We start from the raw sequence: 7,674 nt of genomic DNA on the forward strand, positions 1-7,674 counted from the left end.
CCCGCGGTGACACCGGCGACCTTCCGTGGCTGCTGGCCGCGGTGCTCGCCGTCGTCGTCGCCCGCGCCGGGCTCGCCCTGTGGCAGCGGCGCACCGCCACCCGTGCCGGGGCCCGAGTCCGGGTCGCCCTGCGGGACGAACTCCTCGCCCACCTGGGCCGGTTGGGGCCCGCCCACCTGACCACCGCCCGAGCCGGCGCGGTCCGTACCACCCTCGTGGACGGGGTGGAGGGCGTCGACGCCTACGTCTCCCGCTACCTGCCCCAGCTCCTGGTCACCCTCACCGTGCCGCCCCTGGTACTGGCGGCTCTGGCCGTGGTCGAACCGTGGGCCCTCCTCGGCCTGGTCCCCGCCCTGCTGCTGGCCCTCGCCGGGCCACGCGCCTGGGACCGGCTGCTGGCCGCCCGCGGCAAGGAGCACTGGGACACCTACGAAGGGCTGGGTGCCGACTACCTGGAGGCACTCCAGGGCATGCCCGCCCTCCGTGCCGCCGGCGCCGTCGGGCGCACCCGCGCCCGCCTGGAGGAGCGGTCCGCCGCGCTGCACCGGGCGACCGTCGCCAAACTGCGGGTGTCCCTGGTCGACACCGCCCTCACCGACCTGGCCATCCAGGGCGGCACCGTCGCCGCCGCGCTCCTGGCGTGCTGGTCGTCGGTCACCGGATCCACCACGGCGACCGGCACCTATCTGGTACTGCTGCTGGCGTCCGAGGGCTTCCGGCCGGTCCGCGACCTGGCCCGCGAATGGCACGCCGGATACCTGGGGGCGTCGGCCGCGGACGGTCTCGCGGCCCTGCGCACGGCCGAGCCGGCCGTCCCGGACACCGGAGCGGCTCCCGCCCACTGGACGACCCCGCCCGAAGTGCGCTTCGACGACGTCCGGTTCGCCTACGCCGGCTCACCGGCGCCCGCCTCGCCCGCCCTCGACGGCGTCTCCTTCACCGCGCCGGCGGGACGGACCACGGCGATCGTCGGCCCTTCCGGCGCGGGCAAGTCCACGCTGCTGGCCCTGCTTCTGCGCCACCACGACCCGCAGGAGGGCGAGATCACGCTCGACGGGCGCCCCACGACCGAGTACACGCTCGACTCGCTGCGGCGCGGCATCGCCGTCGTCTCGCAGGAGACGTACCTCTTCCACGCCACCATCGCCGACAATCTGCGCCTGGCCCGGCCCGGCGCCACGGACGACGACCTGACCCGGGCGGCGCGCGTCGCCGGGGTCCATGACGAGATAGCCGCCCTGCCCGACGGCTACGCCACCGTCCTCGGCGAGCGCGGCGCCACTCTCTCGGGCGGCCAGCGCCAGCGCCTCGCCCTCGCGCGTGCCCTGCTCGCCGACGCCCCGGTGCTGGTCCTCGACGAGGCCACCAGCGCGGTCGACGAACGCCGCGAAGCGGACATCCTCCGGGAACTGATGAACGCCGCGAGCGGCCGGACCGTCCTGGTCGTCGCCCACCGGCTGGCCGCCGTCCGGCACGCCGACCGCATCGTCGTCCTCGACCAGGGACGGGTGGACGCCGTCGGCGAGCACGCCGGACTGGTCGAGGCCGGCGGCGTCTACACGCGGCTCGTCGACGCCGGCCGCGCCCACGGAGGAGAACTCGCCGCATGAGCACCGCCACCGCCACCTCGACGACCACGACATCCGACGCGGACATACCCGCGCGAGGCGCACTGCGGGCCCTCCTGCCCGCCCTCGCCGCCCACCGCGCCATGACGGCCCGCACCTGCGCCGCCGCCCTCCTCGAACAGGGCTCCCTCGTCGCGCTGGTGACCCTGGCCGCGCACACCGTGGGAACCGCCGTCATCGAGGGGCGAGCCCCCTCGGCCGCCACCGTCACCGCGCTCGTCGCCCTGGTGCTCGTCCGCGCCCTGACGACCTGGCGGGAGATGGACCTCTCGCACGACCTGGCCTACCGGGTGCTGGCCGTCCTGCGGGTGCGCGTCTTCGACGGACTCGCCCGCAGCGCGCCCGCCCGCATCGCGGGCCGGCGCAGCGGCGACCTCGCCGCCACCGCCATGGCCGACGTGGAGGCGCTGGAGTTCTTCTACGCCCACACCACCGCCCAACTGCTCGCCTCGGGAACGATCCTCACCGGCGGCTCCCTGGTCCTCGCCGTGGTGGAACCCTGGCTGCTGGCCGCCGCACTCCCGGTGGCGGCCCTGCTGGCCGTAGCGCCCTTCGCCGACGCGCGCGGACGCGCGGTACGCGGCGGCCGCACCCGGACCGCCACGGCGAGGCTGTCGGCCGACACGGTGGAGACCGTCGACGGACTGCGCGAGCTGCTGGCCTTCGGCGCCTGCGCCGCACTGCTCCGCAGCTGCACCCCCACCGCCCCGGCCTTGTCCCGCAGGTCGTCCGCCCGAGCCTTCGCCCGCCCCTTGACGTCCATTTTCCCGGCCAGTTGCTCCACGGTGTCGCCGAGATCATGCCGCGTCTGCTCGATCTGCTGCCGCAGCTCGTCCGGCCCCTTGGCTCCCCGCCCGGCCCCAGCGTCCCGAGTCGTCATCGATGCGCCCTTCCCTTGATCTCCTCGACATCCGCCTTCACACTGCCCAGCGCCTGCTCCGGCTTCGGCGGCGTGGCCCGCCGCAGCTGCCCGCGCCCGGCCATGGCCAGCACGCCCGCGATCACGAACAACAGCGCGGTGACGATCAGCGCCGCCGCCCACACCGGCAGGACCAGCGACAGCGCCGCCGCCCCGGTACCGGCCGCCGCGAGCAGCCCGGCATACGCGAACGCACCCGCCGCCCCCAGCATCCCGCCGCCTCGCCCGGCCCGGCGCCCCTTCTCGGCCAGCTCCTCCTTGGCGAGGGCGACTTCCTGCCGTACCAGCCGCGAGAGCTGTTCGGCGGCCTGGCTCACGAGCTGACCCACGTTGTGCTCATCGCGTACCGGCCGTTGGTCGATGGTCCCGGTCACGGCATGCCTCCTCTCGGTCGGGAGCACCCGAGTACCCCCACCGCCCCACCGCCACACCTCAAAGCAACGCTTACCAATACCGGCCAGAAACTGTAAGTAGAACTTCACTACGGAGAAGCCGACACTACAACCATGACGACACGACGCCCACGCCCCCGCACCCTCTGCGCCATGATCACCCCCTTCACCCCCACCGGCGCCCTCGACCTCCCCGGCGCCCAGCACCTGGCCGACCACCTCGTCACCGAGGGCTGCGACGGACTGGTCCTTTCCGGCACGACGGGCGAGTCCCCCACCACCACGGACGAGGAGAAGGCGGCCCTGATCACGGCGGTCCGCGAAGCGATCGGCACCCGGGCCCGCATCATCGCCGGCGTAGGCACCCCCGACACGAGCCACACCATCGAACTCGCACGCGCCGCCGAGAAGGCAGGCGCGGACGGCCTCCTGGTGGTAGCCCCGTACTACAGCAGACCCCCGCAGGACGCGATCGAGGCCCACTTCCTGGCCATCGCGGACGCCACGGACCTGCCCCTGACCCTCTATGACATCCCGGCCCGCACCGGCGTCCGCATCGAGCCCGACACCCTGATCCGCCTCGCCGAACACCCCCGCATCACATCGGTCAAGGACTGCTCGTACGACTTCCTGGCCGCCCAGAAGGTCATGGCCCGCACGGACCTCGCGTACTACGCGGGCAGCGACGAACACAACCTGGCCCTGTACGCCGTAGGAGCCACCGGCTACATCAGCACGGTCGCCAACGTGATCCCCCGTCACCTACGCGCAGTCCTGGACGCGTTCGACGCGGGAGAAACGACGAAGTCGGCCCGCCTCCAGCAACAGGCAACGCCACTGATCGAGGCAATGATGTCAACGGGCCTCCCCGGCACGGTCACCGCCAAGACCCTCCTCACCGCCCTGAACCTCCCCGCAGGCCCGGCCCGCCCCCCACTGAGACCGGCATCGGCCGAAACGCTGACCACCCTACGAACGGCATACGAAGAAGCGACCACGACCTGAGCACACAAACCAAGAATCCGGGCCGGGAAAAACCCCCGACCCGGACCCGCCACTCCCGGCCGCTCAACTCCAGACGTACCCGTCCCCGATCAACAGCACATGCTCCAGCACGTCCTCCATCGGATCATCGATCTGCCCGGCATTGACCAGCCCGATCCGTGGCCCGTTGTGCGCCTGCGTGTTGTACTCATCGGCGTACGCAACCCCACCAGGCAGCCAGCACACCACCCCCGCCGCCACCACACCGGCCACACCCCGCACCCACGCGTACCTCATCACCCAAACCCCTCACTCAAGTCGGCTCGACGTCTCATCGGACTCTGCGCCCACCTGTTCATCGCACCAACCCACCACAAGGTCACGCCGGGTAACCCGTACGGGGATCAGTTATGGCTGTTCTGATAGTCATTCAGGTCAGGAGGTCAGCTCGCCCCGTGGACCGTTTCGGGCCCGTCCTCGGTGCTCTCCGGGTTCCGGAAGACCCGATCGACGGCGGCCCGGGTGCGGACCTCGCTGTTCGGCATGAGGTGCGTGTCCAGGAGCACGGACGCACAGAAGTGACGAAGGGCGTGCATGCCGTTCTCGCGTCCGAAGGAAACGCCGGCGGCCGTGAGAGCCGGTCGCCACACGAACGAGCGTCTGTGCGCCGCGATTTCGGCGAAAGGCGAGACCATTCAGTCCGTGCCGGCGAGTCGGCACCCGGTGCCGTACGCGAGACGAAGGAAGTGACCGGCTTCGACATCGAGGTGCCCGGCCTGATCGGTCTCTACGCATCGTCGGCGGTGAGCTGCGCACCAACATCCACCCGTCGACGCGGATGCGGATCGACCACGCATTCGAAGAACGGTCCGAGCCATACCTTGGGTAGCTCGCGCTGCTCAAGTCGAGCAGTCACTTGAAGATGAAGTCCGCGCACGCGACGATCGCCGAGATGACGCCAACGGCGACGCCTAGAGTTGCGCTCATCTGCTGGCGGTCCTGCATGAGCGCTGCGTGGGGCCCTTGCGCATTGCCTCCCGCTCCACGCAGCGCCTTCAGGCCTTGCCACTTGTGCTCGCGAATCCAGCACCCGCGTAGCAGACCCTGAGCGTTGTTTCGGCACCTTCCTTGCCGTCCCATGGCGATGCACCTGAGCGGCGCTTGGAAGAGGAAGTACAGGACAGCCAAGGCGGCTACAAGGATGAAGATCCCTGGCCCAATGACGTCCGAAGCCCACGCCAAGATCCCCAGCAGGAGGATCACCACACCCCAACGCTTCTTTAAGAAGTCCCCCAGGCCACCCATGCGAAGGACCGTAGAACACTCAACACGTCTGCGGTAGATCGCCTGCCAGCCATGAGACCCACCGAGCTTCAGCCCGAACGAGCTACGACCCGCTTGACCGCTGCGCCGAGGTAGGGCCGCGCCTTGCTGATCGCGTTGTGCACCTCGCTGTCCGGCTCATACCACTCCAAGATCTCGTCGATACGGCGGTCAAAGTCGAAGGACTGTCCAGCCGGACCGGTCGTCATGCCAGCGTAGATCAGGGCGTCCGGGACGGACGAGTCCTCCAGCTCGTACACGGCCAACTCATCGGTGTGCCCCCGCTGTTCGGCTTCGTACACGGCCCCGGAGTGATGGGCGACGAGCCGCACGAGCCGCCACGGCCTGAGTGTGCAGCCAGCGGTTCCCGAACGGATGCAGAAGCGACTCGGCCAGTTCAGCCACGGCTTGGGGCGTGTCCAGTCCAGAGGGCATACCTCGCACGGTAGCCGAAGCCACCAGACCGCTGACAGCCGAGCGCGGACCGCTTCGGATCATGGCGCGGTGAGAGTCTCCCCACTTCATCAAGGCCCGCGCACGGCGCGGGCGCGCTGCGAGCTGCGAGCTGCGGGCGGACGAGGGAGAAACCCGCTGTAGCTGGGGCGGTCGGCTCTGCGACTCCAGCCAGCCACTTGGGCGCGAGCCTCGCAGATCATGGCCCCAACGTCGTGCTGCAAACGGGCAGGTCAACAGACTGCCCGACGCGCCGGAAGCTTACGGGGCCATGATCACTCGCGCCAAAGTCGCTCCGCCGACCGCGCGGTACAGTGCGCGCATCACTCGGCAGGGGAGGGGACTATGAGCGGCACGTGGCGCCTCATGCGCGACGATCAGCTGGTCGGCACGCTGACTGTCTACGAAGTCGATATGCCCGCGTACCTGTGCGACTTCAGCCCCGGCCCAGGTTGGGAACCGGTCCGGCCGCTCTTCGAGGCTTGGGCCGAGGTGCGAGGGCCGGACCCCGATGGGAGTCGCACGGCAGCGGCACTCAAGCCGATCCTTGATCTTGGACTCGTTCTCGTGCCGGTTGCTGGGGGTGAGCCGATCGACCGCTTCTTCTTGCGAATCGACGGGGACAAGGCCCGCTTGAGATACTGAAGCCACAGCTCCCCGCCTGAGCACATTTCCCGCGAGTGCAGTGACATGCGCTGCTCCGCCCTCCCGCACTCATCAGCGTGTCCTTAACACACAAGCGCCCTCCCGGGCCGTCCTAGGGCCGTGGAAGGGCGCTCAGCGTTGACCAACGTCGACAGCTACCGACAGCTCAGCAGCAGGTCACGGCGTTGATCGATAAGGCGGCCGCAGGTCACGGCCGCCGGTGGTCAGTTGTGGCTGTGCAGGACCTCGTTCAGCCCGCCCCACACCGCGTTGTTCGGCCGGGCCTCCACCGTGCCGGTGACCGAGTTGCGGCGGAAGAGGATGTTCGAGGCGCCGGAGAGTTCGCGGGCCTTGACGATCTCGCCGTCGGGCATCGTGACGCGCGTGCCTGCGGTGATGTACAGGCCCGCCTCGACGACGCACTCGTCGCCGAGCGCGATGCCGACGCCCGCCTCGGCGCCGATCAGGCAGCGCTCGCCGATGGAGATGATGACGTTGCCGCCGCCGGACAGCGTGCCCATCGTCGACGCGCCGCCGCCGATGTCCGAGCCGTCGCCCACCACGACGCCCGCGGAGATGCGGCCCTCGACCATGGACGTGCCGAGCGTGCCGGCGTTGAAGTTGACGAAGCCCTCGTGCATGACCGTCGTGCCCTCGGCGAGGTGCGCGCCCAGGCGGACCCGGTCGGCGTCGGCGATGCGGACGCCCTTCGGGGCCACGTAGTCCGTCATGCGCGGGAACTTGTCGATCGAGGTCACCTGGAGGTGCAGACCCTCGGCGCGGGCGTTCAGCCGGACCTTCTCGACGTCGTCCACGGCGACCGGGCCGAGGGAGGTCCAGGCGACGTTGGCGAGGTGGCCGAAGATGCCGTCCAGGCTCTGGCCGTGCGGCTTGACCAGGCGGTGGGAGAGCAGGTGCAGGCGCAGGTAGACGTCGTGGGCGTCGACCGGCTTCTCGTCGAGGGAGGAGATGACCGTGCGGACCGCCACGACCTCGACGCCGCGGCGGGCGTCCGGGCCGATCGCCGCGGTGGCGCCACCGCCGAGCAGTTCCGCGGCACGCTCGGCGGACAGCCGCTCGGTGCCGGAGGGCCCGGGCTCCGCGACCAGCTCGGGCGCGGGGAACCAGGTGTCGAGAACGGTGCCGTCGGCGGCGATGGTGGCGAGGCCGGCGGCCACTGCGCCGGTGGTGCTCTGAGCAGTCGTGTCGGTCATGAGGGCAACCTAACGTGACGCCACCCGAGCGTGCGAACCGGCGCCGCCCTGTCTCACGTGCCGGGCGGTACGCCCCGTCTCACGTGCCGGGCGGTACGCCCCGCCGCCCGCCCCCG

Annotated in this window: 8 protein-coding genes and 2 pseudogenes; 4 read left to right on the plus strand and 6 right to left on the minus strand. The window is 70.7% G+C overall.

What is annotated here, in order from left to right; genetic code table 11:
- Both N4P33_RS29730 and N4P33_RS29735 read left to right on the plus strand, forming a co-directional pair.
- Positions 1-1,610, plus strand: a 1,610-nt coding sequence (locus tag N4P33_RS29730; RefSeq protein ID WP_260830045.1) for an ABC transporter ATP-binding protein/permease, incomplete at its 5' end; no start/stop codon positions are given.
- Between the two features lie 101 nt (positions 1,611-1,711).
- Positions 1,712-2,239 (plus strand): annotated as a pseudogene (locus tag N4P33_RS29735) (ABC transporter ATP-binding protein); the annotation flags it as partial.
- 55 nt (positions 2,240-2,294) lie between these two features.
- Here the strand turns inward: N4P33_RS29735 and N4P33_RS29740 are convergent.
- Positions 2,295-2,508, minus strand: a pseudogene (locus tag N4P33_RS29740) (DUF3618 domain-containing protein); the annotation flags it as partial.
- Positions 2,505-2,921 (minus strand): phage holin family protein, encoded by a 417-nt coding sequence (locus N4P33_RS29745; RefSeq protein WP_260830046.1) that lies wholly within the window; start codon positions 2,919-2,921, stop codon positions 2,505-2,507. The pseudogene N4P33_RS29740 and the gene N4P33_RS29745, both read right to left, overlap by 4 nt.
- A gap of 132 nt (positions 2,922-3,053) precedes the next feature.
- Here N4P33_RS29745 and dapA point away from each other — a divergent pair, with 132 nt between their 5' ends.
- The gene (gene dapA / locus N4P33_RS29750) at positions 3,054-3,944 is read left to right on the plus strand and encodes a 4-hydroxy-tetrahydrodipicolinate synthase (protein WP_260830047.1); all 891 of its coding nucleotides are present in this window, start codon (positions 3,054-3,056) and stop codon (positions 3,942-3,944) included.
- A 63-nt stretch (positions 3,945-4,007) separates the two neighbouring features.
- Here dapA and N4P33_RS29755 read toward each other — a convergent pair whose 3' ends face one another.
- The 3 genes from N4P33_RS29755 to N4P33_RS29770 all read right to left on the minus strand — a co-directional run bounded on the left by N4P33_RS29755 (position 4,008) and on the right by N4P33_RS29770 (position 5,548).
- On the minus strand, positions 4,008-4,220 hold the full coding sequence (locus N4P33_RS29755; RefSeq protein WP_260830048.1) for a hypothetical protein: 213 nt from the start codon (positions 4,218-4,220) through the stop codon (positions 4,008-4,010).
- Positions 4,221-4,835: 615 nt separating this feature from the next.
- Entirely contained in the window at positions 4,836-5,228 is a 393-nt protein-coding gene (locus N4P33_RS29765; RefSeq protein ID WP_260830049.1) for a hypothetical protein, read from the minus strand.
- 68 nt (positions 5,229-5,296) lie between these two features.
- Entirely contained in the window at positions 5,297-5,548 is a 252-nt protein-coding gene (locus N4P33_RS29770) for a phosphohydrolase (protein WP_260830050.1), read from the minus strand.
- 496 nt (positions 5,549-6,044) lie between these two features.
- Between N4P33_RS29770 and N4P33_RS29775 the strand changes: the two genes are divergently transcribed.
- Positions 6,045-6,344, plus strand: coding sequence for a hypothetical protein (locus tag N4P33_RS29775; protein ID WP_260830051.1), 300 nt, complete (start codon positions 6,045-6,047; stop codon positions 6,342-6,344).
- A gap of 224 nt (positions 6,345-6,568) precedes the next feature.
- Here the strand turns inward: N4P33_RS29775 and dapD are convergent, their stop codons facing one another.
- On the minus strand, positions 6,569-7,558 hold the full coding sequence (dapD, locus tag N4P33_RS29780) for a 2,3,4,5-tetrahydropyridine-2,6-dicarboxylate N-succinyltransferase (RefSeq protein ID WP_260830052.1): 990 nt from the start codon (positions 7,556-7,558) through the stop codon (positions 6,569-6,571).
- Positions 7,559-7,674 lie beyond the last annotated feature (116 nt).

The sequence above is a fragment of the Streptomyces sp. 15-116A genome, assembly GCF_025290915.1.
In the GTDB taxonomy this organism is placed as follows: domain Bacteria; phylum Actinomycetota; class Actinomycetes; order Streptomycetales; family Streptomycetaceae; genus Streptomyces.

Excerpts from the sequence above, each read along its gene's own strand:
- dapA (WP_260830047.1), top strand. The coding sequence starts at position 3,054 with ATGACGACACGACGCCCACGCCCCCGCACCCTCTGCGCCATGATCACC.
- N4P33_RS29755 (WP_260830048.1), bottom strand. The coding sequence starts at position 4,220 with ATGAGGTACGCGTGGGTGCGGGGTGTGGCCGGTGTGGTGGCGGCGGGG.
- N4P33_RS29765 (WP_260830049.1), bottom strand. The coding sequence starts at position 5,228 with ATGGGTGGCCTGGGGGACTTCTTAAAGAAGCGTTGGGGTGTGGTGATC.
- N4P33_RS29775 (WP_260830051.1), top strand. The coding sequence starts at position 6,045 with ATGAGCGGCACGTGGCGCCTCATGCGCGACGATCAGCTGGTCGGCACG.
- dapD (WP_260830052.1), bottom strand. The coding sequence starts at position 7,558 with ATGACCGACACGACTGCTCAGAGCACCACCGGCGCAGTGGCCGCCGGC.